The organism is Streptomyces sp. NPDC046465, from assembly GCF_040646035.1.
Lineage (GTDB): Bacteria > Actinomycetota > Actinomycetes > Streptomycetales > Streptomycetaceae > Streptomyces.
The window spans coordinates 311,036-336,328 of record NZ_JBEYZK010000001.1 but is presented as its reverse complement, the minus strand read 5'-3'; the positions used below and the strand labels follow the sequence as shown (position 1 = coordinate 336,328).

Below are 25,293 nucleotides of genomic sequence, written 5' to 3'. Positions count from 1 at the left end.
CCGTTTACTTGACATCGTGAAATATTCAGAAGCATGGTTGTTTCAGAACCTGAAGCATCTCTTGTAGGAGGACGCCCCCATGACCGTCACCCCCGAGCAGCTCCCCTCCGTAAGCCGTGAGTGGCACCTCGTGCGGCGCCCGTCCGGCTGGCCGGTCCCGGAGGACTTCGCACTGCGCGAGGTCCCCGTGGAGGCCCCGGCCGAGGGCCGCGTCCTCGTCCGCAACCTCTACTTCTCCGTGGACCCGTACATGCGGGGCCGGATGAACGACGTGAAGTCGTACGTCCCGCCGTTCCAGCTCGACCGTCCCATGGAGGGCGGCGCGGTCGGCGAGGTCGTCGCGTCGAACGCCGACGGCTTCGCGGTGGGCGACCACGTCCTGCACTTCGCGGGCTGGCGCGAGTACGCCTCCGTCCCCGCCCAGCACGCCACGAAGGTCGACGCGCAGGCCGCGCCGCTCTCCGCGTACCTCGGCGTGCTCGGCATGACGGGTCTGACCGCGTACGCCGGGCTGCTCGAAGTGGCCTCCTTCAAGGAGGGCGACGCCGTCTTCGTCTCCGGCGCCGCCGGTGCCGTCGGCGGCCAGGTCGGCCAGATCGCCAAGCTGAAGGGCGCCTCGCGCGTCATCGGCTCGGCCGGTTCGGAGGACAAGGTCAAGCTGCTCGTCGAGGAGTACGGCTTCGACGCGGCCTTCAACTACAAGGACGACAAGCCGGTCGCCGAGCAGCTCAAGGAGGCCGCCCCCGACGGTATCGACGTCTACTTCGACAACGTCGGCGGCGAGCACCTGGAGGCCGCCATCAGCCGTCTGAACGTGCACGGCCGCGTCACCATCTGCGGCATGATCGCGGCCTACAACGACAAGGAGCCGACCCCGGCCCCGCGCAACCTGGCCCTCGTCATCGGCAAGCGCCTGCGCCTGCAGGGCATGCTCGTGCAGGACCACAGCGACCTCCAGCCCGAGTTCGTCCGCGAGGTCGGCGGCTGGATCCGCTCCGGCGAGCTCAAGTACCGCGAGACGGTCGTCGAGGGCGTGGAGAACGGCGTGGAGGCATTCCTCGGCATGCTCCGCGGCGAGAACACCGGAAAGATGATCGTCTCCCTCGCCTGACCGGTGCTCTTCCGGTATCCGATAACCTAATTCCACAAATCGTGGTTGTGGGCGCGCACCACGTCACATCTCAGGAGGAACAAGCACTTATGTCCATCCAGAAGATCGACGTCAAGTACACCGCCGTCGCCACCGCGGAGAACGGCCGCGACGGCCGCGTGGCCAGCGACGACGGCAAGCTCGACGTCGTCGTGAACCCGCCGAAGGAAATGGGCGGCAGCGGCGCGGGCACCAACCCCGAGCAGCTCTTCGCGGCCGGCTACAGCGCCTGCTTCCAGGGCGCCCTCGGCGTGGTCGCCCGCAAGGAGAACGCCGACATCTCCGGCTCGACCGTGACCGCCAAGGTCGGCATCGGCCAGAACGAGGCCGGGGGCTTCGGCCTGGAGGTCGCGATCACCGCCTCCATCCCGAACGTGGACGCGGCCACCGCGCAGTCCCTGATCGAGAAGGCCCACCAGGTGTGCCCGTACTCGAACGCCACGCGCGGCAACATCAAGGTCGAGCTCGCGGTCGCCTGACCCCGCTCGCCGTACGACGGAGGGCCGCATCCCGGCGGGGGTGCGGCCCTCCGTCGCCTGCCCCCGTAGGGAGCGCGTGCCCCCGTAGGGCGGGGGCGGGATCAGCCCGTGGCGAGCGCCGCCTCGTGCACGACCCGTGCAAGGCGCTCGTTCTCGGGCGCGGACCCGCCGGGAAAGGCGAACCGCCGCCGCGCGTACCCGTAGGCGAGCCCGCTGCTCGGATCGGCGAACGCCTGCGAGCCGCCCGCGCCGCTGTGCCCGATGGAGCCCGCGCCCAGGAACGGGAACAGGGCGTCGGACGTGGCCTGGAAGCCGACCGCGAAGACCTTGTGCGCCCGCGACACCAGGTCGTACCCGACCGACTGGACCTGTCCGAACTCGGCGACGGTCTCCGGCGTCAGGAGCGACTCGCGCCCCTCGATGCCGGTGACCGCCGCCGCGTACATCCCGGCCAGGCCGCGCGCGGAGGCCACACCGCCGACCGAGGCGGGGCCCTTGGCGCGCACCGGGCGGGAGTTGGGCAGCGCTTCGAGGTCGGTGGGCTCGGTCCCGTGGCGGTTGAAGGCCACGGCGGTCAGGCTCTGCGGGCCGGTCTCCGTCGTCGCGAGGAGCACCTGCTGCTCGGGCGTCGGGTCCATCGGCAGGACGGAGCGGAACCGCCCCTCGTGCTCCTCGGGCAGGCCGAGGAAGAAGTCGAGGCCGTGCGGGGCGCGCACCCGCTCCTCGTACAGCTCCTGAAGGGTCCGGCCGGTGGCGCGGAACACCACCTCGCCGGTGAGCGCCCCGATGGCCAGGGCGTGGTAGCCGAAGGCGGTGCCCGGCCGCCAGCGCGGGCGCTGCCCGGCGAGCCGGGCGGCGATCGTCCGGTCGTCGGCGAGTTCCTCGGGGGAGAAGCCGGTGTCGGCGCCCACGACCCCCGCCCGGTGGGCGAGCAGCTCGCGCAGGGTGACGGCGCCCTTGCCCCCGGCGGCGAACTCGGGCCAGTAGTGGGCGACCTCGCGGTCCAGATCGAGTGTGCCGTCCTGGACGAGCAGGGCGACGACGAGGTGGGCCGCGCCCTTGGTGGACGAGTACACGCCGTACAGGGTGGAGCCGTCGGTGTCGGGTCCCGCCCACAGGTCGACGACCTTGCGGCCCTTGACGTACGCGGCAAGCTGCCCGGCGTAGTGGGGGTCCTCGGCGGCGAGGACGGCGGTGAACTCGTCGCGCACGGCCTCGTAACCGTCGGCGACCGTGCCCTGCACCTTGATCTCGCGAGTCATACGGAATGGCCTCCGGGGCGAGTCGAGTTGGTCGGTACCTGATCAACGGCCACGCCCCGGAGAGTAATTCCCCGCCTCGGCGCTCAGCCGCCACCGGGCGACGCTCCCCCCGCCCACCTGCGGCTAAGGTGTGCCGCATGCGCGATCTGGGTGTGGGCTTCGGCTACTTGGTGAAGGGGCAGCGCTGGGTCGCCCAGCACGGCAAGCAGTACGGATGGGGCCTGCTGCCCGGCCTCATCACCCTCGTTCTCTACGCGGTCGCGCTCGTCGCGCTCGCCCTCTGGGGCTCCGACCTCGTCGGCTGGGCCACGCCGTTCGCCGACGACTGGTCCTCGCCCTGGCTCGGCCTCTTCCGCGGCTTCCTGACGGCCCTGCTCTTCGCCCTCGCGCTGCTGCTCTCCGTGCTCACCTTCACCGCGGTGACGCTCCTGGTCGGGCAGCCGTTCTACGAGTCGCTCTCCGAGAAGGTCGACATCGCCGAGTCCGGCCACGCCCCCGAATCGGGCCTGCCGCTCTGGCGCGAACTGTGGATCTCCGCGAGGGACAGCCTCCGCGTCCTGGTGCGGGCCGCGCTCTGGGGCGTGCTGCTCTTCGCGCTCGGCTTCATCCCGGTGGCGGGGCAGACCGTCGTCCCGGTGATCGGCTTCTGCGTCACCGGCTTCTTCCTCGTCGAGGAGCTCGCCGCGGTCGCCCTGCAGCGCCGCGGCGTCGAACTGCGCGACCGGCTCGCCCTGCTCCGCTCCCGCAAGCAACTCGCCTGGGGCTTCGGGGCGCCGCTCGCCGTCGCCTTCCTGGTGCCGTTCGTCGCGGTGTTCCTGATGCCGGGCGCGGTCGCGGGCGCGACGCTGATGGCACGGGACCTCCTCGGCGAGAACAGCACCGACGGCGGTGGCGACGGCGACAGGGATGGCGACGGCGGTCGCGCTCCGGGTGCGGGTCGTCAGGACGACGACGCGGCCACCCGGAGGATCCCCCGCACCTGAGCGATGATGTCGAGCCGGTTCCGCACGAACTCGGGATCGGTGACGTCGCCCGTCGCCGGGTCCGTGTTCCCCGCGCCGAACTGCAGGACGGGAGTGTGCACATGGCCGCCGGGCAGCCGGCCGTGCAGCCCGAGCCGGTCGCGCAGGAGCGTCGCGCGGTAGCCGATCTCGTTCGACAGGTAGTCCCCGCCGCCGCCCGCGCGCGCCGTCGAACCTTCGGTGGGCCCGTCGGGCCGGACAACGGGCTCGCTGCCGCCCGCCGGGATCTCGGTCACCGACGTGTTGTCGTACACGGGGAAGCGGCCGGTCCGCGCGTCCTTGATCTTCTTGTACGGGAGGGTCGTGGACGTCCACTGGGGCTGGGACGCGGGATCGGTCACCGGCACGGTCTCGGTGCGCGACACGTTCTCGTTGTCCGGAAAGCCGCCGCGCCAGGCGCCGTTGGTCCGCTCGATGTCGAACCGGCCGACGCGCCCCTGGCTGATGGTGGTGAACAGGTCGACATGCGGCAGGTGCGGGCGCAGCGCCCGCTCCACGGCGCCGTCGGCGAAGTCCTGCCACCGGACCGGGAAGACCACGGCTTCGACGCGCGCGGGCCCGTCGGGGGTCCGGATCGTGGTGCCGTCCAGGGCGAGGGCGGCGGCACCCGACGGGTTGCTGATGCGGACGTCCCGGTCGAGGGTGAACGGGTCGAAGCCGGTGACGAGGATGCGCTTCATGTGCTTGTGGCCGCCGGACCGGTGGTCGACGGTGTCCTGGCCGCGCGAGGACGTCTCCAACTCGCGGATGAGCCGTTGGCGTTGCGCCTCGGTCAGGGCGAACCGGGTGGGCGCCCACTCCCGCAGCTCCCGCGTCATGCCGAGCCGCGCCCAGTACAGCGGCCGGTCGTCGTCCCGGCTGAGAGCCGCCCGCGCCCCGGCGGGCCCGTGCCCCTGCGCCCTCTCGACGGCCCGCCGCCACAGCGACCTGCCTTCGCGTACGACGAGGCGGCGTGCCCCGTCGTACGAGTGGGACCTGCCCAGCGCACGCGCCAACTCCGGGGCCTGCGAGTCGAATCCGCTGCGCCGCAATATCTCCTGCGGGGCGGCGCGGTCGAGCCGGGCCTCCTCCGCGGTGGGGGCCGACCGCCCGGCCGGGGCGGCGGAGACGGAGGCGGAGGCGGAAGCCGGGACGGCGGCCCCGGCAAGCAGAGCGGCGATACCGAGGGCACCAAGTCGAGAGAGCACACGAATCCTTCCGTAACCAGTGAGGTGGCGGAAGTATCGCGGGGCGGGAGGGGTGAGCGCTACGGGGACTTCCGCGGCGTCCGACCGCGGACCGCCATGGCAAGGAGTACGCAGCCCAGCGCTCCGACCACCAGATCCGTCCAGCCCGGGGCGCCGGCCTCGCGCAGCACGGCGGAGACGCCGAAGGCGGTGTCCCAGCCGGACTCCGTGATCGCGGAGCCGAAGCCCTGCACGAGCAGGATGAACCCGAAGAGGGCGAACAGCCCCACGGAGGACTTCTTGCCCTGTTCGCTCTGCCTGTTCTGCCTGTTCTGCCTGTTCTGCCTGTTCTGGCCGGTGGGGCCGGTGGGGCCGGTCTGGCTGGCCTGCGTCGCCATGTGTGTCTCCCCTCGTTCCGATGCGGTCGCATCAGATCGTGCCCTGAGATCGGGATACGATGCAACCGCATCGAAATCCTTCGGTGTCGACACGAAGAGGATCCGGACGTGCCCAAGCAGGTCGACTACGAGGACCGCCGCAGCCGCATCGCCGAAGCCGTCTGCGCCCTGATCGCCCGCTCCGGGATGGAATCCGTCAGCCTCCGGGACGTCGCCACGGAGGCGGGGGTGTCGATGGGTGCGGTCCAGCGCTGCTTCCGCACCAAGGACGAGATGCTGCTCTTCGCGCTGGAGAGCATCTCGCAGCGGATCGGCGACCGGGCGAAGGCACGCATCGAGGCGTCGGGCACCCCGCGGTCGGCCGTCACCCTGCTCCACCGCGCGCTGTCGGCGCTCGCACTCGTCGAGCCTGAGGACAGGACGGAGGCGCAGGTCTGGGGAGCGTTCGTCGCGCACGCGGCGGTGAGCGAGCAACTGGCGGCGGTGCTGCGCGAGACGTACGGAAAGTCGCATGAACTCCTCGCCTGGCTGATCGGCCACGGCCAGGAAACCGGCGAACTGAGCCCCGCCTCCGACCCGTCCACCGAGGCCGCCACCCTGCTCGCCCTGACGGAGGGCCTCACCGCACAGGTACTGGTGGGCCACCGGACGCTGGGGGAGGCGCGCGAGATCTTGGAGAGGTATGCGGTGGGCTTGACCGCTTGACCGCTTGACCGCCTGATCGGTGGGCGTAAATCAGTTGCCGCCCCCGGTGACCCCCCGCCACGCTCGACCCATGAACCCGTGCCCGGCCACCGCCGCCCTGCCGCTGACCAGCACCCCCGCCGCCCGTCCGGCACGGGTGCGGCAGCAGCAGGACGGTCATGCGTGGAGGCCGATTCACGCGCGCGCGTGAGCGCCGTCCTCGTCGCGGGGCTGCTCGCCGGGTACGGCATTGCCATGCCGGTCGGCGGGGTCGGGACCTACCTCGTGGCGCTCACCGCGCGCACATCCCTGCGGACCGGTGCCTGTGCCGCCCTCGGAGTCGCCACCGCCGACGGCCTCTACGCGCTCGTCGCCGCGGTCGGCGGCGCCTCGCTGACCGGTGTCGTCGAGCCGGTCCTGACGCCGTTGCGCTGGGCCTCCGTCCTGGTGCTCCTCGCGCTGGCGGCGCGCGGCGCCACGGCGGCCGTCGGCGAGTACCGCAGGCGCGCCGCGACCACCGCGCGGACCGGCACCCCCATCGGCCCCGCCCGCGCCTACGCCGCCCTGCTCGGCATTACGCTCCTCAACCCCGCCACGGTGATCTACTTCGCCGCGCTCGTCCTCGGCAGCCCGGCCACGGCCACGCTGACGCACCTGGAACAGGGCGTGTTCGCGCTGGCCGCCCTCGCCGCGTCGGCGAGCTGGCAACTGCTTCTGGCGGGCGGCGGCGCGCTGCTCGGCCGGGTGCTGACGAGCCGACGGGGCCGACTGGTCACGGCGCTCACGTCGAGCGCGCTGATCACCGGCCTCGCGGTCCACCTGCTCCTGTACGCGGGGTGAGACCGCCTACGCGCCGGACTCCGTCAGCCGCTCGACGACGCGGCGCGCGATGCCTGCCATTACCGGATTCGTCTCCCGGTAGTAGGCGAGCTCCATGAGGGCGATCGTCAGGGCCCAGCCCCGCCCGCGCGCCCACATGGCGTCGTCGGCGGCCCGCCCGAGCTCGGCGCGGAAGGCCTCGCGGGCCTCGGCGTCCATCAGGTACCAGGCGGAGATCAGATCGACCGCGGGGTCACCCGCACCCATGCACCCGAAGTCGATGACGGCGGCGAGCCGGCCGCGTTCGGCGAGGACGTTGCCCGGTTGCAGGTCGCCGTGGACCCAGACGGCGGGCCGCCCCCAGGCCGGGGCGTCGAGTGCCGCCTCCCACACGGCGGTCGTGGCCCGCTCGTCCACGGTGCCGCGCACCCGGGCGAGCGTCGCGCGCGTCTCGGCGTCGCGTCCGGCGAGGGGATCGCTGCGGTAGGCGGCGGGCGCCCCGGCCGCGTCCACCTCGCGCAGGGCGGCAAGGAACGCCGCGACGTCCTTGGCGAACAGGACGGGCTCGGCGAGGGGACGGCCGGGCTCGGGCGTCGCGCCGTCCAGCCACCGGAAGACCGACCAGGAGTACGGGAATCCCTCACCCGGCGCGCCCTTGCCGAGTGGCACGGGGATCGCGACGGGCAGCGCGGGCGCGAGCCGGGGCAGCCACCGATGCTCCCGCTCCACGTCCTCGGCGGACCCCGCGACGCGCGGCAGCCGCACCACCATGTCCGCGCCGAGCCGGTACATGGCGTTGGACGTCCCCGCGGAGTCCACCCGCTCCACCGGGAGCCCGGACCACGCCGGGAACTGGGCGTCGACGAGGCGGCGCACCAGAGCCTCGTCGATGGCGGCCTCGTCCGCGTGCATCTTGCCCGTACTCATTGTTCCCCGTGCCCCCTGGTCTGTTCTGTACGAGGATGTCGTGTACGAGGACGTCGTGTACGAGGACGTCTTGTCCCGGCGGCTCAGGGCCGCCCCAGCTCCAGGCCGACCGCGCCGCGCAGCAGCTCGTGGGCCCGGTCGAGCGGCAGCGAGTCGCTCAGCCACCGCTCGCTCAGCCCCTCGACCAGCGCCGTGAGCCGCTCGGCCGCGGCCCGCGCGTCGACACCGGCACCGGTCTGCCCGGCGGCCTCCGCCTGCCGTACCAGGTGCGCCAGGTCGTCGACCCACTCCCGGGTGGCGGTGGCGAGCTGCTCGCGCAGGTCCGGGTCGAAGACGGCGGTGGCGCGCAGCTCGCCCCAGGCCGCGCTGTTCTCCCGTACGCGGGGGGTGTCCTGGAGTTCCAGGAGCAGCAGCTCGGTGAGCTGGGCGCGGGGGTCGTGGTCCGGGGCGGTGTCGAGGGCCGGGTCGGTATAGCGGACGGCGCGGCGGCTGATGAACTCAAGGGTGCGGCGGAGCAGCCCCGCGCGGTCCTTGAAGTGGTAGTAGATCAGGGCGGTCGAGACACCGGCCTCCGTGGCGACCTCCTCGACACGCAGCCCGCGCACGCCGCGACGGGCGATGAGCCGGGCGGCGGCTTCGAGGATCTGGGTGGGCCTGTCCGGCATCGCGTACTCCACTGCCTGAGGAAAGACGGTCGACGTGTCCGATGCCCGATCATGCCTTACGCTCGTACTGACCAAATTTTCAGTCAAGGGAATCGATCATGTCGTTCACGCGGATGTCCAGGCGCCGGGCCGTAGGGACCGGGGGCCTCGCCGCCCTCGGCGCGACGCTGAGCGCTTGCGGGGGCGGCCGCGGTGGCACTGAGCGGGGGCGCGACCGGACCACGCCCGCCGCCGCGACCCCCGGCGGCGACCGGCGCATGCCCGAGGAGGCGGCGCCGCACGAGCTGACGTACATGTCCTGGCCGACCCGCGGCGTCTGGAAGTCCGACGTGCACGGCGTGCGGCAGGACATCGCGCGGATCGCCCGGACGATCGCCGAGTTCGAGCCGGTGACCCTGCTGGCGAACGAGCGGGACGTGGCCGGGGCCCGGCGCGCCTGCGGCTCGGGCGTGACGGTCGTGCCGGTGCCGGTGGACGACCTGTGGATGCGGGACACCGGACCGAGCTTCGTCCTCGGCCCGGACGGCATCGCGGGCGTCGACCTCAACTTCAACGGCTGGGGCGACAAGCAGGAGCACGGCCGCGACGGAAAGGTCGCGCGGGAGATCCTCGCGGACCGGCGCATCGCCAGGATCGAGGCGCCCCTCGTCGGGGAGGGCGGCGCGATCGAGGTCGACGGGGCCGGCACGCTGCTCGCGACCGAGAGCTCGCTGGTCAACGACAACCGCAACCCCGGAAAGTCCCGCGCCGACATCGAGCGCGAGCTCAAGGGCCTCTTCGGCGCCACCAAGGTCATCTGGGTGGACGGCGTCCGGGGCGAGGACATCACGGACTGCCACATCGACGCGCTTGCCCGGTTCACCGAACCCGGCGTGGTCCTCATGAGCACCCCGGACCCGACGGCGCCCGAGGACGTCTGGGCGAAGGCGTACGCACAGGCGCGCGGCGCCCTCGACGAAGCGACGGACGCCCGTGGCAAGCGCCTCGACATCGTCTCCCTGCCCGAACCGGTCGACATCGGCCGCCGGGGCGACGACTTCCTCGCGACCTACGTGAACTACTACGTGGCCGACGGCGGCGTGGTCATGCCCCGCTTCGGCGACCGGAAGGCGGACGACGCGGCGGCGTCGATCGTCCGGGACCTGTACCCGGGACGGCGGGTCGCCCAGGTGCCGGTGGACACGCTCGGCGAGGGCGGCGGCGGCATCCACTGCGCGACGCAGCAGCTACCGAAGAAGGGCTGAGGTGTGTGAGTGTGCTTCCGGTGACTGGTGATCGGTCACCGGTCGCCAGTGAGCGCGCGGCACCCGCCCGCGCCGCCCGCGCCGCCCACACCACCCGCCCACCCGGCACAGGAGAAGAAGCCGCGTGACCGAGACACCTACCGGCGCCCAGCACCTCCCCTCCGCGCCGGGGCTGACGCTCAGGCCGTGGCATCCCCGCGACGTCCCCGCCCTCCTCGCGGCCCACCGCCACCCGGAGCTGCGCCGCTGGATCACGACGGATCTGGCGAGCACGGCCGACGCGCACCGCTGGATGGACGAGCAGACCGAGGCGTGGGCCGCGGGCACCCGGTACAACTTCGCCGTGACCGAGGCGGGCGATGGTGACGACGGGGCCGGACGCCTGCTGGGGCAGGTCCTGCTCAAGGTCGTGCCGGACAGTGCGCGGCCCGGTGCCTCCTCGGAGGTGGGCTACTGGACCGCGCCCGAAGCCCGGGGCACCGGCGTGGCCCCGCGCGCCCTGGAAGCGGTCTCCCGCTGGGCGCTCGCCTCGCCGCACCTGACCCCGGCCGGGCGCCTCGAACTCCTCCACACCGTCACCAACGAGAGCTCCTGCCGCGTCGCCCAGAAGTGCGGGTACGTCCTGGACTCCGTACTGCCACCGTTCCCGCCCGCCTACCCGGACGAGGGCCACCTCCACGTCCGCCTCCATGTACGCGCGAACGACGCGGCCTAGCGGTCGACAGCTCAGGGATCACCGGTTCCGGGATCGGCAGCTCCGGCGGCGCGGGTGGTTCCGTCGGGGAGACCGCGGGCGTGGCGGCGGCTCCGTGTGCGGCAAGCGGGTTCGGCATGGCTCGCTGATAGACATTTGCTTGTCGCATCCCGTGGCCGGGCCTAGCGTCGACCGCATGGAAAAGATCGCATTCCTCGGCCTCGGTCACATGGGTGAGCCGATGGCCCGTCAACTCCTGTCCGCAGGGCACCCGTTGACCGTCTGGAACCGCTCCCCGGAGAAGGCTGGACCCCTCGTCGAGGCGGGCGCCACCGCCGCCGCGAGCCCCGCCGGCGCCGTACGCGAGGCCGACATCGTCATCACCATGCTCGCGGGCCCCGACGCCGTGCGCGAGGTCGCCGATGCCGTCCTTCCCGCGTTGCGCACCGGCACGTACTGGGTGGAGATGTCGACCGTCGGACCGGACACCGTACGGGAGTTGGCGGACCGCGTCCCGGCCGGTGTCACCCTCGTCGACGCCCCCGTCATGGGCAGCACCGACAAGGCGGCCGAGGGTCGGCTCGGCATCCTCGCGGGCGGCGACGCGGCGGGTGTCGAGCACGTGCTCGCCCGGTTCGGCCCCGTCACCCGCACCGGCGCGCTCGGCACCGGCGCCGCTCTCAAGCTCGTCGTGAACACCGCCGTCATCGGCGGGGTGGGCCTGGTCGCCGAGGCCATGAAGCTCGCCGACGCGCTCGGTCTCGACGAGTCCACCGCCAAGGACGCGCTCGCCGCGGGGCCCCTCGGCGGCGCCGTCGCCCGCGCCTTCGCGACCGACGTGCACTTCGGCAGCGATCTCGCCGTCAAGGACATCTCCCTGGCGACGGGGTCGGCGCGACTGCCCATGATGGAGGCGGTGTTGGGCCACTTCGAGGCGGCCGCCGCCGACCCCGACGTCGTCCACGAGGACGTCGCCCACGCGGTCACCCACATCCGCGCCCGCCGCACCGGCCCCCGCCAAGGAGTACGCGGCATGGAGGTCACCATCGGCAACCCCGCCACCGGACCGCGCCCGCAGGGCCCCTACTCGCAGGTCGCCCGCGTCGAGCACGCGGACGGCGGCGTCCTGCTGTACCTCTCCGGGCAGTGTGCCGCGGGCGACGGCATGGCCGCCCAGACCCGCGGCGTCTTCGAGGCCCTGCAACAGCTGCTCAGGGCCCACGGCGCGGGACTCGACGACGTCATCAACATCCGTACGTACGTGACCGACATGGACGCCTTCGACGCCTACGTGGCCGTGCGCCGGGAGTTCCTGCCCGGGACCCCGCCCACCAGCACCACCGTCGCGGTCCCGCGCCTCGTCCCGCCGGGCGCGCTAGTCGAGGTCGAGGTGGTCGCCGCCGTCGCCGAGTAGCTTCAGGAAGTCCCGGAACGCCGCCGCCATGTCCACAGAGCCGGGGTCGAGCAGCCACTGGTATTGCAGGCCGTCCATCACGGCGGCCAGCAGCGGAGCGGCGGCCTCCGGGGTGAGCCCGCCCGGCAGCCGCTCACCGTACTCGGCGCGCAGCACCGCGGCGAAGCTCTCGCGCACCGCCTCGTACCGCCCGGTGAAGAAGGCGCGCGCGGGGTGTCCGTCCGTGACGCTCTCGCCGAGCAGCGCGGAGAAGGTCTGCACGATGCCGGGGCGCATCGCGTTGTACTCGACCAGCGGGCCGAGCAGATCGAGCCGCCACTCGCCGCGCGGCACCGCGTCCCACTGGTCGCGGGCCTCCAGGACGGCTACCAGCAGGGCCTCCTTCGTGGGGAAGTAGTGCAGCAGGCCCTGCTGGGTGAGTCCGACCCGCTCGGCGACCGCGCCGAGGCTCGCGCCCCGGTAGCCGCGCTCCGCGATCACCTCGAACGCCGCGCGCAGAATCTCCGCACGCCGCTCCTCGCTCCTGGCCCTGGCCGCCACGGCCCACCCCTTCCGTACGTCCCCGCCCGGAGGACCGTACGACATCCTCAAGTCACGGAGAGATAACGAAACCTACCTCTCTACTGGTAGACGATGCACGATGGAGGGACCGGAAAGGACCGGAACACGAACACGGCGCGACGGATGAATCGAGGCACCGCCATGGCGGGAGTGGAGCACGGGGACCGGGAACACACGGCGCACGCGGCCCCGGAGTACGCGGCGAAGGAACGCGCACGCGAGGCGGCCGTAGAGGCGGCCCTCGGGCGGCTCGACCTGGACGCGAAGGCCCGCCTGCTCGGCGGCCGCGGCATGTGGGCGCTGCACGCCCTGCCGGAGATCGGCCTGCGCTCCCTCGTCATGTCCGACGGCCCGATCGGCGTCCGCGGCGTCCGCTGGACCGCCGACGACCCGTCCGTCGCGCTGCCCTCCCCGACCGCGCTCGCCGCCACCTGGGACCAGGACCTGGCCCGCCGCGTCGGCGCGCTCCTGGCGCAGGAGGCCCGCCGCAAGGGCGTGCACGTCCTCCTCGCCCCGACCGTCAACCTCCACCGCTCCCCGCTCGGCGGCCGCCACTTCGAGACGTACAGCGAGGACCCGTACCTGACGGGCGTCATCGGCACCGGCTACGTACGGGGCGTGCAGTCCGGCGGCGTCGGCACGACCGTGAAGCACTTCGTCGCCAACGACGCCGAGACCGACCGCTTCACCGTCGACAACAAGGTGCCCGCGCGCGCCCTGCGCGAGCTGTACCTCGCCCCCTTCGAGAAGATCGTCGCGGACGCCCGCCCCTGGGGCGTCATGACCGCGTACAACCAGGTCAACGGCGTGACCATGACCGAACACCGGCACCTCGTGCAGGACGTCCTGCGCGGCGAGTGGGGCTTCGACGGGGTCAACGTCTCCGACTGGATGGCCGCCCGCTCCACCGTCGGCGACATCGAGGGCGGGCTCGACGTCGCCATGCCCGGCCCGCGGACCGTGTACGGCGAGCCGCTCGCCGCCGCCGTCCGCGCGGGCGAGGTCGCGGAGGAGACCCTCGACGCGGCCGTCCGCAACGTCCTGCGCCTCGCCGTCCGCGTCGGCGTTCTCGAAGGCGCCGAACCCGCCGTCGCCCCCGAGGACCTGCCCGCCGAGATCGACGGCGCGGCGCTCGCCCGCGAGGTCGCCCGGCGCGCCTTCGTCCTCGTACGCAACGAGGACCGGGCTCTGCCGCTGAGCGGCACCGGCACGGTCGCCCTCATCGGCGCCGCCGCCCGCGACGCCCGCATCCTCGGCGGCGGCTCCGCCACCGTCTTCCCCGACCATGTCGTCTCCCCGCTCGACGGCCTGACCGCCGCCCTGCCCGAGGGCGCGCTCACGTACGCCGTCGGCGCCGACCCCAGCGACGAACTCGCCCCCGCGGAAAAGGGGTTCGAGCTGCGCGCCGTCTGCCGCGACGCCGAAGGCGCCGTCATCGGCGAGGGCAGCCTCCCCTCCGGCCAGGTCCAGTGGATCGGCGAGGACCTGCCCGCGGGCGTCACCCACGAGGCGCTGGCGAGCGTCGAGGTGACCGGCACGTTCACCCCGCGCGAGAGCGGCGAGCACGCCTTCGGCACGCGCGGCCTCGGCGCCTTCACGCTCACCGTCGGCGACGAGGTGCTCTACGACGACGTGCAGGAAATGAGCTCCGCCTCCGACCCCTTCGAGGCGTTCTTCGGCGCACCGGCCGAGCGCGGCACGGTGGCGCTCACCGCCGGTGACCCCGTCCGGGTCTCCCTGCGCCACCGTCTCGACAAGAGGGCCGCGGCCCCGCTGCCGGGCGTCCTGTTCGCGCTGGCCCACCTCGGCCCGCAGCGCGCCGCCGACGAGCTGATCGCCGAGGCCGTCGAGACCGCCCGCGCCGCCGACACCGCCGTCGTGGTCGTCTCCACCACCGAACGCGTCGAGTCCGAGGGATTCGACCGCCGGGACCTGAAGCTGCCGGGACGCCAGGACGACCTGGTCCGCGCCGTGGCCGCCGCCAACCCGCGCACCGTGGTCGTGGTCAACTCCGGCTCCCCGGTGGAACTTCCCTGGCGGCACGACGTGGCGGCCGTCCTGCTCACCTGGTTCCCCGGCCAGGAGGGCGGCGCGGCCCTCGCCGACGTCCTGCTCGGCGTGGAGGAACCGGGCGGCCGGCTTCCCACCACCTGGGGCGACCTCGCGACGGCCCCCGTCACCCGCGTGACCCCCGAGGACGGCGAACTCGCCTACACCGAGGGTGTGTTCATCGGCTACCGAGCCTGGGAAAAGTCGGGCGCCACTCCCTCGTACGCCTTCGGACACGGCCTCGGCTACACCGACTGGACGTACGAGTCACTCACCGTCGACGGCACGACGGCCACCGTCCGCATCCGCAACACCGGCGAGCGCACGGGCCGCGAGACCGTCCAGATCTACCTGACCCCCACCGAGAACGACGGCTCCCGCCCGACCCGCTGGCTGGCGGGTTTCGCAAGCGCGGAGGCAGCACCGGGTGAAAGCACGGAGGTAACCATCCACCTCCCGCAGCGAACCTTCGAAACCTGGAACGCCTCCACGAACACCTGGTCCCACCACCCCGGCCCCTACAAGGCAGAGGCCAGTCACTCCCTGACAGACCCCCGCCTGACCCGGGCCTGCGGTTACCTGGACGGGTAGTCGGTGTAACCGCGGTGGTCGCCTCCGTAGAACGTGTTCACGTCGGGCTGGTTCAGGGGTGCCTGGGTCTGCCAGCGCCGCACGAGGTCGGGGTTCGCGATGAAGGCGCGGCCGACAGCGACGAGGTCTGCCCGGTCGTCGTCGAGGAGGGCCTGGGCGATGGCAGCGTCAGTGACCGGGTCCCAGCCGTTGCTGACGACGCGGGGGCCGGCGAAGCGGTGGGTGAGGTCCTCGATGAGGGGCGTGGTGGGGTCACCGATGGTGTGCAGGTAGGCCAGGCCCATGGCGGAGAGGGCGTCCACGAGGGTGCGGTAGGTGGCGGCGGTGTCGGCCGCGTTGTCCTCGATGGCGCCGTGGAGGTTGATGGCGGGTGAGATGCGGATGCCGACGCGTTCGCTGCCGATGGCGTCGGAGACAGCCTGGGCGACCTCGATGACGAAGCGGGCGCGTGCCTGGGGGGTGCCGCCGTAGGAATCGGTGCGCTGGTTGGTGTTGGGGGCGAGGAACTGGTGGAGCAGATAGCCGTTGGCGGCGTGGAGCTCGATGCCGTCGAGTCCGGCGTCGACGGCGGCCCGTGCGGCGTGGGCGTACTCGTCGACGACGGCGGGGATTTCGTCGGTGCCCAGGGCGCGGGGGGTCGGGTGGGGCTGGGGGCCGGTGGCGGTGAACATCTGGCCGGGTGCGGCGATGGCGCTGGGGGCGACGGTTTCGGCGTGGTGCTTGTTGTCGGGGTGCGAGATGCGTCCGGCGTGCATGATCTGCGCGACGATGTGCCCGCCGTGCTGGTGGACGGCGTCGGCGACGGTGCGCCAGGCGGCGATCTGGGCGGGGGTGTGCAGGCCGGGTGAGTTCATGTATCCCTGGCCCACGGTGCTGGGCTGCACGCCTTCGGTGATGATCAGCCCGGCGGTGGCTCGCTGGCCGTAGTAGGTGGCCATGAGGTCGGTCGGTATGCCGTCGGGGGTGGCGCGGTTGCGGGTCATGGGTGCCATGACGATGCGGTTGTTCAGGGTCCACTTGCCGACGGTCACCGGCTCGAAGAGGTCTGCCATGGGGGTCTCCTTGAATGAGGGCTACGCGCGTCGTGACGCGGCTGCGGCCGGGGTGCGGGACGGGCGGGGTTTCAGGTGTGCCGGATGGGGACGTCGGTGTCGGTGGTGTCCGCGGGGGCCTTGGGCGTCTTCACCAGGACGGTCAGGGCGAGGACGGCTGCGGCCAGGAGGGCTCCGGCGACGATGAACGCGATGCGGTAGCCGTGCAGGAAGCCCTCTAGCCGCAGGGCGCGGGACGCTTCGCCGCCGGTCGGGGTGCGGGAGGTGAGGTAGCCGGTGACGGCGGCGAGGTAGAGGGTGTTGAGGAGGGCGGGGCCGAGGGCCGCGCCGATCTGCTGGCTGGTGGTGAGCGCTGCGCTGGCCACTCCGGCGTCGCGCGGATCGACGCCGGACAGTGCGACGTTGGGGCCTGCCAGGAAGAACAGGCCCACGCCCACGCTCACGAGGAGCTGGGTCGGCAGGACCTCACCGGTGTAGCCGGAGGCACTGTCCAGGCGGGTGAGCCACAGCAGCCCCGCGGTGGCCAGGGCGGTGCCGGAGACCATCAGGGGTTTGGCGCCGAAGCGGGTGACCAGGGGCGGGCCGAGGGTGGTGGTGGCGATGATCCCGGCGCTGAAGGGCAGGAAGGCGATACCGGCCTCGAGCGGGGTGTAGTGGAGGTTGACCTGGAGGAAGTACGTCATGAAGAGGTTCATGCCGAACATGCCGGCGCCGATGAGGAGGTTGGCCAGGAACACTCCGGCACGGTTGCGTTCCATGACGACCCGCAGCGGCAGCAGGGGGTGGGCGGTGCGGCGTTCCACGAGCACGAACGCGGTCAGCAGCAGGACGGCGGCCGCCAGGAGGAGCACGGTGGCGGGAGCCGTCCAGCCTCCGCCGTCGGCGGCCCGGGTGAAGCCGTAGACGAGGGCGACAAGCCCGCCGGTCACCAGCAGAGTGCCGGGAAGGTCGTAGTGCCGGTCGCCCGTGGCGCGGCTCTCCCTGACGAAGCGGCGGGCGGCGAGAGCGACGGCCAGGGCGATGGGGACGTTGATGTACATGCACCAGCGCCAGCCCGCGTACTCGGTGAGGACGCCGCCCAGGAGAAGCCCGACGGCTCCGCCGCCGCCCTGGAACGCGCCGAAGATCCCGAACGCCTTGGCGCGTTCTTGGGGGTCGGTGAAGGCAACGGTGATGAGGGAGAGCGCCGCGGGCGCAAGGAGTGCGGCGAAGGCGCCCTGCAGGGCGCGTGCGGTGAACAGGGTGCCCGGGTCGGGCGCCAGGCCGCCGAGCAGGGAGGCTGCCGCGAAGCCCAGCAGCCCGATGGTGAGGACGCGCTTGCGTCCGGCGAAGTCGGCGATGCGCCCGCCGAGGAGCAGCAGTCCTCCGAAGGTGAGTGCGTAGGCGGTGATCATCCACTGGCGGTTCGCGTCGCCCATCGCGAGGTCGCTCTGCGCCTGCGGCAGCGCGATGTTCACGATGGATACATCGAGCACGACCATGAGGGTGGCGACCGACGCGACGATCAGCGCCATCCACCGGCGCGGATCCGGTGCATCCGGCGCACCCGGCGCATCCGGCGCATCCGCATCCGGGCCCTTCCGGGCGGTGCGAGCGGGAGTAGACATCGGCAGCTCTCCTGAGCGATGAGGGGCGGGATTGCCTCGGTGAGCCACGAGGTGCGTGGCCCACGTCGCCAGGAGAGTGCGCCCAGGCCCCGAAAAGTTGCAATCCGTCATGCCGGTTCAGCAAGATGCGGCGCATGGGCGAATTCGAGAACGTGCTGGCCGGCGTCGGACCCCGACTGCGGGACCTACGCCGCCGGCACGCCATCACGCTGGCCGCGCTGGCCGAACTCACCGGGATCTCGGAGAGCACGCTCTCCCGCCTGGAGGGCGGAGGCCGCAAACCCAACCTGGAACTCCTCCTGCCCCTGGCCCGGGCCTACGGCGTCCCGCTCGACGAGCTCGTCGGCGCCCCGGAGACAGGCGATCCCCGCCTGCATCTGCGCCCCGTCACGCGCGACGGCATGACGTACGTGCCGCTGACCCGCAGGCCGGGCGGCATGCACGCGCACAAACTCGTCATCAGCCCCACCGCCGGCGAGCCCGAGCTCCGGACGCACGAGGGCTATGAGTGGATCTACGTCCTCAACGGCAGGTTCCGCCTTCACCTCGGCGACCGCATCCTGGCCATGGCGCCGGGGGAAGTCGCGGAATTCGACACCCACGTCCCGCACTGGCTGGGCCCCGACAACGACCAGCCGGTGGAGCTCCTTGTCATCTTCGGCAAGCAGGGCGAACGCGCCCATCTGCGCGCCCGCCCCGCCTCCTGACGCCCCGCCTCCTGACGCCCCGCGGCCGGGCACTGACCGCTGCGCATGCGCCGGGACGCGGCCGGACCACCTTCCTAAACGGCGGGCTTCCTCGACGTCACCTGCCGATAGGCGATCTCGGCCAGCCGCGACTGCCCGTTCTTGCTGGGGTGGAACCAGTCCCAGTGGCTCAACTGGTCGCCGTCGAAGCGGTAGTCGAAGACCGCCCCGCCGTCGTACCGGCACCGCCGGTCCTTGTCGCACACGTCCTCGAGCACGTCGTTGTACGCGACCACGCGCTCCCGCACCGCCGCGCGCCGCTGGGTCGCCGCCGTGTCCAGGTCGTCCGGGTCGGCCAGCATCGAGGCGCAGATGCCCAGCTTCCACACCTGCTTGCCCAGCGGATTGGTCCGCCCCTGGGACCAGAGCCGCTTCAGGTCCGGCACGGACGACACGTACACCTGAGCCTTCGGCAGCTCGCGCCGGAGCGTGCGCATCGCCTCCTGGAAGTCGGCGCGGAACTGCGATACCGACGTCATCGAGGCCGCCGAAGGGCGGCAGGCGTCGTTGGCGCCCGTCATCACGGTGACCAACTCGGGCCGTTCGGTGGCGGCCTGTTCGATCTGGCCGGTCAGATCCGCCATCCGGGCGCCGGTCTTCGCGTGGTTCCAACTGTGCGAACCGGCCCGCGCCTTCCCGAGCAGCCGTGTCGCCAGGCTGTCGACCTCGGCGTCGGTGCCGGTCGCCCACGACACCTCGGGGCAGTCGGAGAGCACCGAGCAGGCGTCGAAGCCGCGGGTGATGGAGTCGCCGACGGCGGCAAGCGAGCGGGGCGAGGTGTCCCAGACGGGCGTGGGCCTGGGGGACGGCTTGCCGTGGGCCGGCGGACCGCCCGACGCCGGGGAGTTGTCACCCTGCGCGTCGCACGCGGTGAGCGCCCCGCCGCACAGAAGGGCCGCCGTCGCGAGAGCGACCACGGCGCGCGAGCGGTGCCTGCGGCTCTGCATCCCTGCTCCCCTCTGTCGTTCAACGTGACGTCGTGCGCACGGCCGGGGTTGCGCCCCGCCGGGTGAAAGGTCGGAGTTTCCTGGCCTTTGGACCGACGGTACGTCACACTCCTTGCGCCGCCGCACGGTAGCCTCGGCCCGTAGCCGCCGGGCCACTGCTGTCACGGCAGCGACAGGGCGGGTGGTCCACCCGGTGGCGCACCGCTGCACTGGTTCCGCTAAATTACATCACGTCACATCTGTCCCCTTTTCCCAGGTTTATCTAGTATTTGGGGAAAACTGCTCGGCACGGGCGCGAGGCCGCTGGGGAAGGCGAACCTCGACCCACACTGGAGGTCCCGGTGACGACACGTGGAGTTCTGTATGTGCACTCCGCTCCGCGCGCGCTGTGCCCACACGTCGAGTGGGCCGTCGCGGGCGTGCTCGGCGCGCGCGTGAGCCTCGACTGGATCAGGCAGCCCGCCGCGCCGGGCACCTGGAGATCCGAATTCTCCTGGCAGGGCTCGGTGGGCACCGCCTCCAAGCTCGCCTCCGCCCTGCGCGGCTGGGACCTGCTGCGCTTCGAGGTGACGGCGGAGCCCTGCGCGAGCGCCGAGGGCGAGCGCTACAGCGCCACGCCCGAGCTCGGCATCTACCACGCGGTCACCGGCATCCACGGCGACATCCTGATCCCCGAGGACCGCCTCCGCGCCGCGCTGGCCCGATCGCAGCGCGGCGAGAGCGACCTGGCGGCCGAACTCGCCAAGCTCCTCGGCAAGCCCTGGGACGACGAGCTGGAACCCTTCCGGTACGCGGGCGAGGGCGCGCCGGTGCGCTGGCTGCACCAAGTGGTCTGAGACGACGCGAAGGGGCCCCACCGAGTGGTGGGGCCCCTTCGCGTATGTACAACAGGTACAGCAGACGGATCAGACGAATCAGACGGACCGGAACGCCAGCACCACGTTGTGGCCGCCGAAGCCGAACGAGTCGTTCAGCGCCGCGATCCTGCCCTCGGGCAGCGGACGCGCCTCGCCGCGGACGATGTCGGCGTCGACCTCGGGGTCGAGGTTGTCGAGGTTGATCGTCGGCGGGGCGACGCGGTTCTTCAGCGCGAGGACCGTGGCCACGGTCTCCACGCCGCCCGCGCCACCGAGCAGGTGACCGGTCATCGACTTGGTGCTGGAGATCGCCATGTGGTCCACGTCGTCGCCGAACGCCTTGCGCAGCGCCTTGATCTCCGCGACGTCACCCTGCGGCGTCGAAGTGGCGTGCGCGTTCACGTGCACGACCTCGGCGGGCTTGAGGTCCGTCGTGTCGACCAGGTTCTGCAGCGCCGCGGCGATGCCGTTGCCGGACGGCTCGGGCTGCGTGATGTGGTGGGCGTCGGCCGAGATGCCCTGGCCGACGGCCTCCGCGTAGATCTTCGCGCCGCGGGCCTTGGCGTGCTCCTCGGACTCGAGGACGACGACGCCGGCACCCTCGCCGAGCACGAAGCCGTTGCGGTCGGCGTCGTAGGGACGCGAGGCGCCCTGCGGGTCGTCGTTGTTCTTGGACATCGCCATCATGTTGCCGAACGCGACGATCGGCAGCGGGTGGATCGCCGCCTCCGTGCCGCCCGCGACGACGACGTCGGCGCGGCCGGTGCGGATCATCTCGATCGCGTAGCCGATGGCCTCGGCGCCCGAGGCGCAGGCCGACACCGGGGTGTGGACGCCCGCGTGGGCGCCCAGCTCGATGCCGACGTTGGCCGCCGGGGAGTTGGGCATCAGCATCGGCACGGTGTGCGGGGAGACGCGGCGTACGCCCTTCTCCTTGAGCACGTCGTACTGGTCGAGAAGCGTGGTCACGCCGCCGATGCCGGACGCGATGACCGCGCCGAGACGGTGCGGGTCCACCGAAGCGTCCTCGCCCGCCTTGGCGGTGTAGCCGGCGTCCGCCCAGGCCTCCTTGGCCGCGATCAGCGCGAACTGCGCCGACCGGTCCAGCTTGCGGGCCTGCGGGCGGGGAATGACCTCGCCCGGTTCCACGGCGATCTGACCGGCGATGCGGACGGGCAGCTCGGCTGCCCAGTCCTGCTCCAGCGCGCTGACGCCGGAGCGGCCCGCGAGCAGGCCCTCCCACGTCGACGCGGCGTCGCCACCCAGCGGTGTGGTTGCGCCGATACCGGTGACGACCACGGTGCGATTGGTCGAGTTCACAGGAAATTTCTCCACGGTGTTGAGGGGATCAACGGCGCCACCGCCGGGTGGCGATTGAGCTCGAGCTGGGTCAGTTCTGGTGCTCGAGGATGTACTTGGTCGCGTCGCCGACCGTCTTGAGGTTCTTGACGTCGTCGTCGGGGATCTTGACGTCGAAGCGCTCTTCGGCGGCGACGACGACCTCGACCATGGACAGCGAGTCGACGTCCAGGTCGTCGGTGAAGGACTTGTCCAGCTGGACGTCCTCGACCGGGATGCCGGCGATCTCGTTCACGATCTCCGCGAGACCGTCAACGATCTCCTTCTCTGTGGCGGCCATGTCGGCGCTCCTTCTTGTGTATCCGGGGGAGGTGGTGCGCCTGCCGCGGCAGCGGCAGGTTGGTGCGGCTCCCGGATCGGATGATCCGGAAGCGATGCCTAGGGGAGGGTAACGACCGTGGCGGCGTACACGAGACCCGCCCCGAAGCCGATGACCAGCGCGGTGTCGCCGCTCTTCGCCTCGCCGGTCGCCAGGAGCCGCTCCATTGCGAGCGGGATCGAGGCGGCCGAGGTGTTGCCGGTGGTGCGCACGTCACGGGCGACCGTGACATGTTCCGGCAGTTTCAGAGTCTTCACCATCGAGTCGATGATCCGCTCGTTGGCCTGATGCGGAATGAAGACATCCAGGTCGTCCGCGGTGATTCCGGCCACGTCCAGCGCCTGCTGGGCGACCTTCGCCATCTCGAACACGGCCCAGCGGAAAACCGCCTGGCCTTCCTGCGTAATGGCAGGGAACTTGTCGAGCGTGCCGTTGCGGTACGCTTCCCAGCTCTCGGTCTGCTTGATCGTCTCGGCCTTGTCGCCCTCCGAGCCCCAGACCGTCGGACCGATCCTCGGCTCCTTGGAGGGACCGACGATCACGGCGCCCGCGCCGTCACCGAACAGGAACGCCGTCGCCCGGTCGCTCAGGTCGGTGAGGTCGCTGAGCCGCTCCACGCCGATGACGAGAACGTACTCGGCGGAGCCCTCGACGACCATGCCCTTGGCGAGGGTCAGCCCGTAACCGAAGCCCGCGCAGCCCGCGGAGATGTCGAACGCGGCGGGCCTGCCCGCGCCGATCTTGTCCGCGATCTCGGTCGCGATGGCCGGGGTCTGCTTGAAGTGCGAGACGGTGGAGACGACCACGGCCCCGATCTGCTCGGGCGTGATGCCGGCGTCGGCGATCGCCTTGCCCGCCGCCTCCACGGACATCGCGGCCACGGTCTCCTCGTCGGAGGCCCAGTGGCGGGTCGCGATGCCGGAGCGGGAGCGGATCCACTCATCGGACGAGTCGATGGTCTCCAGGATCACCTCGTTCGGCACGACGCGCGTGGGACGGTAGCCGCCGACACCCATGATCCGTGCGTACGGGTGGCCCTGGCCGGCCTTGATCTTCGACATGCGCTACGGCTCCTTGTCGCTCTCGGCTAGGAATGCTCGGCGACGAGCGCGCGGGCCGCGTCGAGGTCATCGGGGGTCTTCACCGCGAGCGTCTTGACGCCCGGCAGCGCGCGCTTGGCGAGACCGGTCAGCGTGCCACCGGGGCACACCTCGATCAGCGCCGTCACGCCCATCTCCTTGAAGGTCTCCATGCACAGGTCCCAGCGGACCGGGTTGGCGACCTGGCCGACCAGGCGGGAGATCACTTCGGCGCCGGTGGCGACCGTGGCACCGTCGCGGTTGGAGACGTAGGTGAGCCTGGGGTCCGCGACGGTGATTGAGGCCGCGGCCTCCTCAAGGGCGGTCACGGCGGGCGCCATGTGCTCGGTGTGGAACGCGCCCGCGACCTTGAGGGCGACCACCTTGCGGACGCCCTCGGGCTTGTCCTCCTGCAGGGCGGCGAGCTGCTCCAGGGTGCCCGCGGCGACGATCTGACCGGCGCCGTTCACGTTCGCCGGGGTCAGGCCGAGCTTCTCCAGGTGCGGGACGGTGACCTCGGGGGCGCCGCCGAGCAGCGCCGCCATGCCGGTCTCCGTGACGGCGGCGGCGTCGGCCATCGCCAGGCCACGCGTGCGGACCAGGCGCAGTGCCTCGTCCTCGCCGAGCACACCCGCGTACGCGGCGGCGGTGATCTCGCCGACGCTGTGTCCGGCGACGGCGCCCGGCGTGATGTCACCGAGTGCCGTGGCGGAGAGCAGACCGGCGGCCACGAGCAGCGGCTGGGCCACGGCCGTGTCGCGGATCGCGTCCGCGTCGGCCTGGGTGCCGTAGTGGGCGAGGTCGAGCCCGATGGCGTCGGACCAGGCGGCGAGGCGGTCAGCGGCGCCGGGGAGGTCGAGCCAGGGGTTCAGGAAGCCGGGCGTCTGAGCGCCTTGGCCGGGAGCGACGAGTACGAGCACTCTTACACTCTCTCTTGTGGACGGTGGGGCCCGCCCGTGGGGACAGGGACGAAGAACGGCTGGGCAAATTGTAGGGGGTCGACAAAACCCTACGACTGGGGATCCGCGTCGGCCAGACGTCCCAGGATGAGCGCGATACGCAGCGTGAAAGCGGAGCGCACATCGGAAGGCGACCAACCGGTGACGTCAGTCACACGTCGAAGCCGGTAGCGCACGGTATTGGGGTGGACGAAGAGCATCCGGGCCGCGCCTTCGAGGCTGCTCGCCTGCTCCAGGTAGACGCTGAGCGTCTCCAGGAGCGCGGAGCCCGCTTCCTCCAGCGGTCTGTAGATCTCCTCCACCAGCTGGTCGCGGGCCGCCGGATCCCCGGCCATCGCCCGCTCCGGCAGCAGATCGTCCGCGAGGACGGGGCGCGGAGCGTCCTGCCAGGCGGCGCACGCCTTGAGGCCGGCGGCCGCGGCCTGCGCGGAACGCGTCGCGGCGAGCAGGTCGGGAACGATCGGCCCCGCCACCACGGGACCGGCGGCGTACGGGCCGATCAGCGACTTCGCCACGTGCAGCGGATTGTCGTTGCCACCGGCGATGACGACCAGGCGGTCACCGAGGACACCGGTGAGGACCTGCAGCTTCGTGTGCCGGGCGGCGCGGCGGATGGCCTCGACGGTGAGCTCGCTGTCGCCGTCGGGGGCGGTGCCGAGGATCACGCAGACATGGTCGGGGGAGTTCCAGCCGAGGGCGGCGGCACGGGAGACGGCGCCCTCGTCGGCCTCCCCGGACAGCACCGCGTTCACGACGAGGGATTCCAGGCGGGCGTCCCAGGCACCGCGTGCCTCGGCGGCCTGGGCGTACACCTGAGCGGTGGCGAAGGCGATCTCGCGGGCGTAGACGAGGAGGGCCTCCCTGAGCACCGACTCGTCGCCGGGCGCGGCCACCTCGTCGATGGCGGACTCCATCACCTCGATCGTCGTACGCACCATCTCCACCGTCTGGCGCAGGGTGATCGCCCTGGTCAGTTCGCGGGGGGCGGTGCCGAAGACGTCGGTGGAGATGGCCTGGGGCGCGTCCGGGTGCCGGAACCACTCGGTGAACGCGGCGATACCGGCCTGGGCGACCAGACCGATCCAGGACCGGTTCTCCGGCGGCATCGCCCGGTACCAGGACAGCGTCTCGTCCATCCGCGCGATGGCCTGCGCCGCGAGGCTCCCGGACGACTTCTCCAGACGCTTCAGGGTCGCGGCGTGGGCGTGGGCGTTGCGGCGGGCGTCCTGGCCGGGCTCCCGGT

25 protein-coding genes are annotated in these 25,293 nt (G+C 72.1%); 11 read left to right on the top strand and 14 right to left on the bottom strand.

The window, feature by feature from the left end:
• Positions 1–79: 79 nt before the first annotated feature.
• The gene (locus ABZ953_RS01540; RefSeq protein WP_361714859.1) at positions 80–1,111 is read left to right on the top strand and encodes an NADP-dependent oxidoreductase; all 1,032 of its coding nucleotides are present in this window, start codon (positions 80–82) and stop codon (positions 1,109–1,111) included.
• A gap of 89 nt (positions 1,112–1,200) precedes the next feature.
• The gene (locus ABZ953_RS01535) at positions 1,201–1,629 is read left to right on the top strand and encodes an organic hydroperoxide resistance protein (protein WP_355808728.1); all 429 of its coding nucleotides are present in this window, start codon (positions 1,201–1,203) and stop codon (positions 1,627–1,629) included.
• Positions 1,630–1,730: 101 nt separating this feature from the next.
• On the opposite strand, the gene ABZ953_RS01530 is transcribed toward ABZ953_RS01535, so the two are convergent.
• Positions 1,731–2,891, bottom strand: a complete 1,161-nt coding sequence (locus tag ABZ953_RS01530) for a serine hydrolase domain-containing protein (protein WP_361714856.1) — start codon at positions 2,889–2,891, stop codon at positions 1,731–1,733.
• A 137-nt stretch (positions 2,892–3,028) separates the two neighbouring features.
• Between ABZ953_RS01530 and ABZ953_RS01525 the strand changes: the two genes are divergently transcribed.
• Entirely contained in the window at positions 3,029–3,874 is an 846-nt protein-coding gene (locus ABZ953_RS01525) for an EI24 domain-containing protein (RefSeq protein WP_361714853.1), read from the top strand.
• On the opposite strand, the gene ABZ953_RS01520 is transcribed toward ABZ953_RS01525, so the two are convergent.
• Positions 3,832–5,106: a pyroglutamyl peptidase gene (locus tag ABZ953_RS01520; protein WP_361715634.1), complete on the bottom strand. Its 1,275-nt coding sequence runs from the start codon at positions 5,104–5,106 to the stop codon at positions 3,832–3,834. The genes ABZ953_RS01525 and ABZ953_RS01520 overlap by 43 nt on opposite strands.
• A gap of 53 nt (positions 5,107–5,159) precedes the next feature.
• Entirely contained in the window at positions 5,160–5,477 is a 318-nt protein-coding gene (locus tag ABZ953_RS01515; RefSeq protein ID WP_361714850.1) for a hypothetical protein, read from the bottom strand.
• A gap of 108 nt (positions 5,478–5,585) precedes the next feature.
• Here ABZ953_RS01515 and ABZ953_RS01510 point away from each other — a divergent pair, with 108 nt between their 5' ends.
• Together ABZ953_RS01510 and ABZ953_RS01505 are read left to right on the top strand one after the other, a co-directional pair.
• Positions 5,586–6,182 (top strand): TetR family transcriptional regulator C-terminal domain-containing protein, encoded by a 597-nt coding sequence (locus ABZ953_RS01510; protein ID WP_361714847.1) that lies wholly within the window; start codon positions 5,586–5,588, stop codon positions 6,180–6,182.
• Positions 6,183–6,368: 186 nt separating this feature from the next.
• Positions 6,369–7,001, top strand: coding sequence for a LysE family transporter (locus ABZ953_RS01505; RefSeq protein ID WP_361715631.1), 633 nt, complete (start codon positions 6,369–6,371; stop codon positions 6,999–7,001).
• A 6-nt stretch (positions 7,002–7,007) separates the two neighbouring features.
• Here the strand turns inward: ABZ953_RS01505 and ABZ953_RS01500 are convergent, their stop codons facing one another.
• Positions 7,008–7,907 (bottom strand): aminoglycoside phosphotransferase family protein, encoded by a 900-nt coding sequence (locus ABZ953_RS01500; protein WP_361714844.1) that lies wholly within the window; start codon positions 7,905–7,907, stop codon positions 7,008–7,010.
• Positions 7,908–7,990: 83 nt separating this feature from the next.
• The gene (locus ABZ953_RS01495) at positions 7,991–8,572 is read right to left on the bottom strand and encodes a TetR/AcrR family transcriptional regulator (RefSeq protein WP_361714841.1); all 582 of its coding nucleotides are present in this window, start codon (positions 8,570–8,572) and stop codon (positions 7,991–7,993) included.
• A 98-nt stretch (positions 8,573–8,670) separates the two neighbouring features.
• Here ABZ953_RS01495 and ABZ953_RS01490 point away from each other — a divergent pair, with 98 nt between their 5' ends.
• The 3 genes from ABZ953_RS01490 (at position 8,671) to ABZ953_RS01480 (ending at position 11,924) form a co-directional block, all read left to right on the top strand.
• Entirely contained in the window at positions 8,671–9,816 is a 1,146-nt protein-coding gene (locus tag ABZ953_RS01490; protein ID WP_361714839.1) for an agmatine deiminase family protein, read from the top strand.
• Positions 9,817–9,940: 124 nt separating this feature from the next.
• A complete protein-coding gene (locus ABZ953_RS01485) occupies positions 9,941–10,531 on the top strand; it encodes a GNAT family N-acetyltransferase (protein ID WP_361714836.1) in 591 nt (196 codons plus the stop codon).
• A 175-nt stretch (positions 10,532–10,706) separates the two neighbouring features.
• Positions 10,707–11,924 carry an NAD(P)-binding domain-containing protein gene (locus ABZ953_RS01480; RefSeq protein WP_361714833.1) on the top strand — a complete coding sequence of 406 codons (1,218 nt, stop codon included), beginning with the start codon at positions 10,707–10,709 and terminating at the stop codon, positions 11,922–11,924.
• On the opposite strand, the gene ABZ953_RS01475 is transcribed toward ABZ953_RS01480, so the two are convergent.
• Positions 11,886–12,509, bottom strand: a complete 624-nt coding sequence (locus tag ABZ953_RS01475) for a helix-turn-helix domain-containing protein (RefSeq protein WP_361714830.1) — start codon at positions 12,507–12,509, stop codon at positions 11,886–11,888. The two genes, ABZ953_RS01480 and ABZ953_RS01475, sit on opposite strands and share 39 nt — an antisense overlap.
• A gap of 99 nt (positions 12,510–12,608) precedes the next feature.
• On the opposite strand from ABZ953_RS01475, the gene ABZ953_RS01470 reads away from it, so the two are divergent.
• Positions 12,609–15,125 carry a glycoside hydrolase family 3 C-terminal domain-containing protein gene (locus ABZ953_RS01470; protein ID WP_361714827.1) on the top strand — a complete coding sequence of 839 codons (2,517 nt, stop codon included), beginning with the start codon at positions 12,609–12,611 and terminating at the stop codon, positions 15,123–15,125.
• Here the strand turns inward: ABZ953_RS01470 and ABZ953_RS01465 are convergent.
• Positions 15,110–16,177: an alkene reductase gene (locus ABZ953_RS01465; RefSeq protein WP_361714824.1), complete on the bottom strand. Its 1,068-nt coding sequence runs from the start codon at positions 16,175–16,177 to the stop codon at positions 15,110–15,112. The two genes, ABZ953_RS01470 and ABZ953_RS01465, sit on opposite strands and share 16 nt — an antisense overlap.
• A 71-nt stretch (positions 16,178–16,248) precedes the next feature.
• Entirely contained in the window at positions 16,249–17,784 is a 1,536-nt protein-coding gene (locus tag ABZ953_RS01460) for an MFS transporter (protein WP_361714821.1), read from the bottom strand.
• Positions 17,785–17,918: 134 nt separating this feature from the next.
• Here ABZ953_RS01460 and ABZ953_RS01455 point away from each other — a divergent pair, with 134 nt between their 5' ends.
• Entirely contained in the window at positions 17,919–18,491 is a 573-nt protein-coding gene (locus ABZ953_RS01455; RefSeq protein WP_361714818.1) for an XRE family transcriptional regulator, read from the top strand.
• A gap of 74 nt (positions 18,492–18,565) precedes the next feature.
• Here the strand turns inward: ABZ953_RS01455 and ABZ953_RS01450 are convergent, their stop codons facing one another.
• Positions 18,566–19,477 (bottom strand): SGNH/GDSL hydrolase family protein, encoded by a 912-nt coding sequence (locus ABZ953_RS01450; protein ID WP_361714815.1) that lies wholly within the window; start codon positions 19,475–19,477, stop codon positions 18,566–18,568.
• Between the two features lie 341 nt (positions 19,478–19,818).
• Here ABZ953_RS01450 and ABZ953_RS01445 point away from each other — a divergent pair, with 341 nt between their 5' ends.
• Positions 19,819–20,313, top strand: coding sequence for a DUF3145 domain-containing protein (locus ABZ953_RS01445; protein ID WP_356261936.1), 495 nt, complete (start codon positions 19,819–19,821; stop codon positions 20,311–20,313).
• A 78-nt stretch (positions 20,314–20,391) separates the two neighbouring features.
• On the opposite strand, the gene fabF is transcribed toward ABZ953_RS01445, so the two are convergent.
• From fabF to fasR, 5 genes are all read right to left on the bottom strand, one after another.
• Entirely contained in the window at positions 20,392–21,654 is a 1,263-nt protein-coding gene (gene fabF, locus ABZ953_RS01440; protein WP_361714811.1) for a beta-ketoacyl-ACP synthase II, read from the bottom strand.
• Positions 21,655–21,724: 70 nt separating this feature from the next.
• A complete protein-coding gene (locus ABZ953_RS01435) occupies positions 21,725–21,973 on the bottom strand; it encodes an acyl carrier protein (RefSeq protein ID WP_361714808.1) in 249 nt (82 codons plus the stop codon).
• Positions 21,974–22,071: 98 nt separating this feature from the next.
• Positions 22,072–23,073 carry a ketoacyl-ACP synthase III gene (locus tag ABZ953_RS01430; RefSeq protein WP_361714805.1) on the bottom strand — a complete coding sequence of 334 codons (1,002 nt, stop codon included), beginning with the start codon at positions 23,071–23,073 and terminating at the stop codon, positions 22,072–22,074.
• Between the two features lie 26 nt (positions 23,074–23,099).
• On the bottom strand, positions 23,100–24,011 hold the full coding sequence (locus ABZ953_RS01425; protein WP_361714802.1) for an ACP S-malonyltransferase: 912 nt from the start codon (positions 24,009–24,011) through the stop codon (positions 23,100–23,102).
• An 89-nt stretch (positions 24,012–24,100) separates the two neighbouring features.
• Entirely contained in the window at positions 24,101–25,240 is a 1,140-nt protein-coding gene (gene fasR, locus ABZ953_RS01420) for a fatty acid biosynthesis transcriptional regulator FasR (protein ID WP_361715628.1), read from the bottom strand.
• Between the last annotated feature and the right edge of the window lie 53 nt (positions 25,241–25,293).

Excerpts from the sequence above, each read along its gene's own strand:
- ABZ953_RS01430 (WP_361714805.1), bottom strand. The coding sequence starts at position 23,073 with ATGTCGAAGATCAAGGCCGGCCAGGGCCACCCGTACGCACGGATCATG.
- ABZ953_RS01435 (WP_361714808.1), bottom strand. The coding sequence starts at position 21,973 with ATGGCCGCCACAGAGAAGGAGATCGTTGACGGTCTCGCGGAGATCGTG.
- ABZ953_RS01490 (WP_361714839.1), top strand. The coding sequence starts at position 8,671 with ATGTCGTTCACGCGGATGTCCAGGCGCCGGGCCGTAGGGACCGGGGGC.
- ABZ953_RS01465 (WP_361714824.1), bottom strand. The coding sequence starts at position 16,177 with ATGGCAGACCTCTTCGAGCCGGTGACCGTCGGCAAGTGGACCCTGAAC.
- ABZ953_RS01480 (WP_361714833.1), top strand. The coding sequence starts at position 10,707 with ATGGAAAAGATCGCATTCCTCGGCCTCGGTCACATGGGTGAGCCGATG.
- ABZ953_RS01460 (WP_361714821.1), bottom strand. The coding sequence starts at position 17,784 with ATGTCTACTCCCGCTCGCACCGCCCGGAAGGGCCCGGATGCGGATGCG.
- ABZ953_RS01525 (WP_361714853.1), top strand. The coding sequence starts at position 3,029 with ATGCGCGATCTGGGTGTGGGCTTCGGCTACTTGGTGAAGGGGCAGCGC.
- ABZ953_RS01500 (WP_361714844.1), bottom strand. The coding sequence starts at position 7,907 with ATGAGTACGGGCAAGATGCACGCGGACGAGGCCGCCATCGACGAGGCT.
- ABZ953_RS01475 (WP_361714830.1), bottom strand. The coding sequence starts at position 12,509 with ATGTCGTACGGTCCTCCGGGCGGGGACGTACGGAAGGGGTGGGCCGTG.
- ABZ953_RS01540 (WP_361714859.1), top strand. The coding sequence starts at position 80 with ATGACCGTCACCCCCGAGCAGCTCCCCTCCGTAAGCCGTGAGTGGCAC.
- ABZ953_RS01495 (WP_361714841.1), bottom strand. The coding sequence starts at position 8,572 with ATGCCGGACAGGCCCACCCAGATCCTCGAAGCCGCCGCCCGGCTCATC.
- ABZ953_RS01535 (WP_355808728.1), top strand. The coding sequence starts at position 1,201 with ATGTCCATCCAGAAGATCGACGTCAAGTACACCGCCGTCGCCACCGCG.
- ABZ953_RS01515 (WP_361714850.1), bottom strand. The coding sequence starts at position 5,477 with ATGGCGACGCAGGCCAGCCAGACCGGCCCCACCGGCCCCACCGGCCAG.
- ABZ953_RS01455 (WP_361714818.1), top strand. The coding sequence starts at position 17,919 with ATGGGCGAATTCGAGAACGTGCTGGCCGGCGTCGGACCCCGACTGCGG.
- ABZ953_RS01450 (WP_361714815.1), bottom strand. The coding sequence starts at position 19,477 with ATGCAGAGCCGCAGGCACCGCTCGCGCGCCGTGGTCGCTCTCGCGACG.
- ABZ953_RS01530 (WP_361714856.1), bottom strand. The coding sequence starts at position 2,891 with ATGACTCGCGAGATCAAGGTGCAGGGCACGGTCGCCGACGGTTACGAG.
- ABZ953_RS01470 (WP_361714827.1), top strand. The coding sequence starts at position 12,609 with ATGAATCGAGGCACCGCCATGGCGGGAGTGGAGCACGGGGACCGGGAA.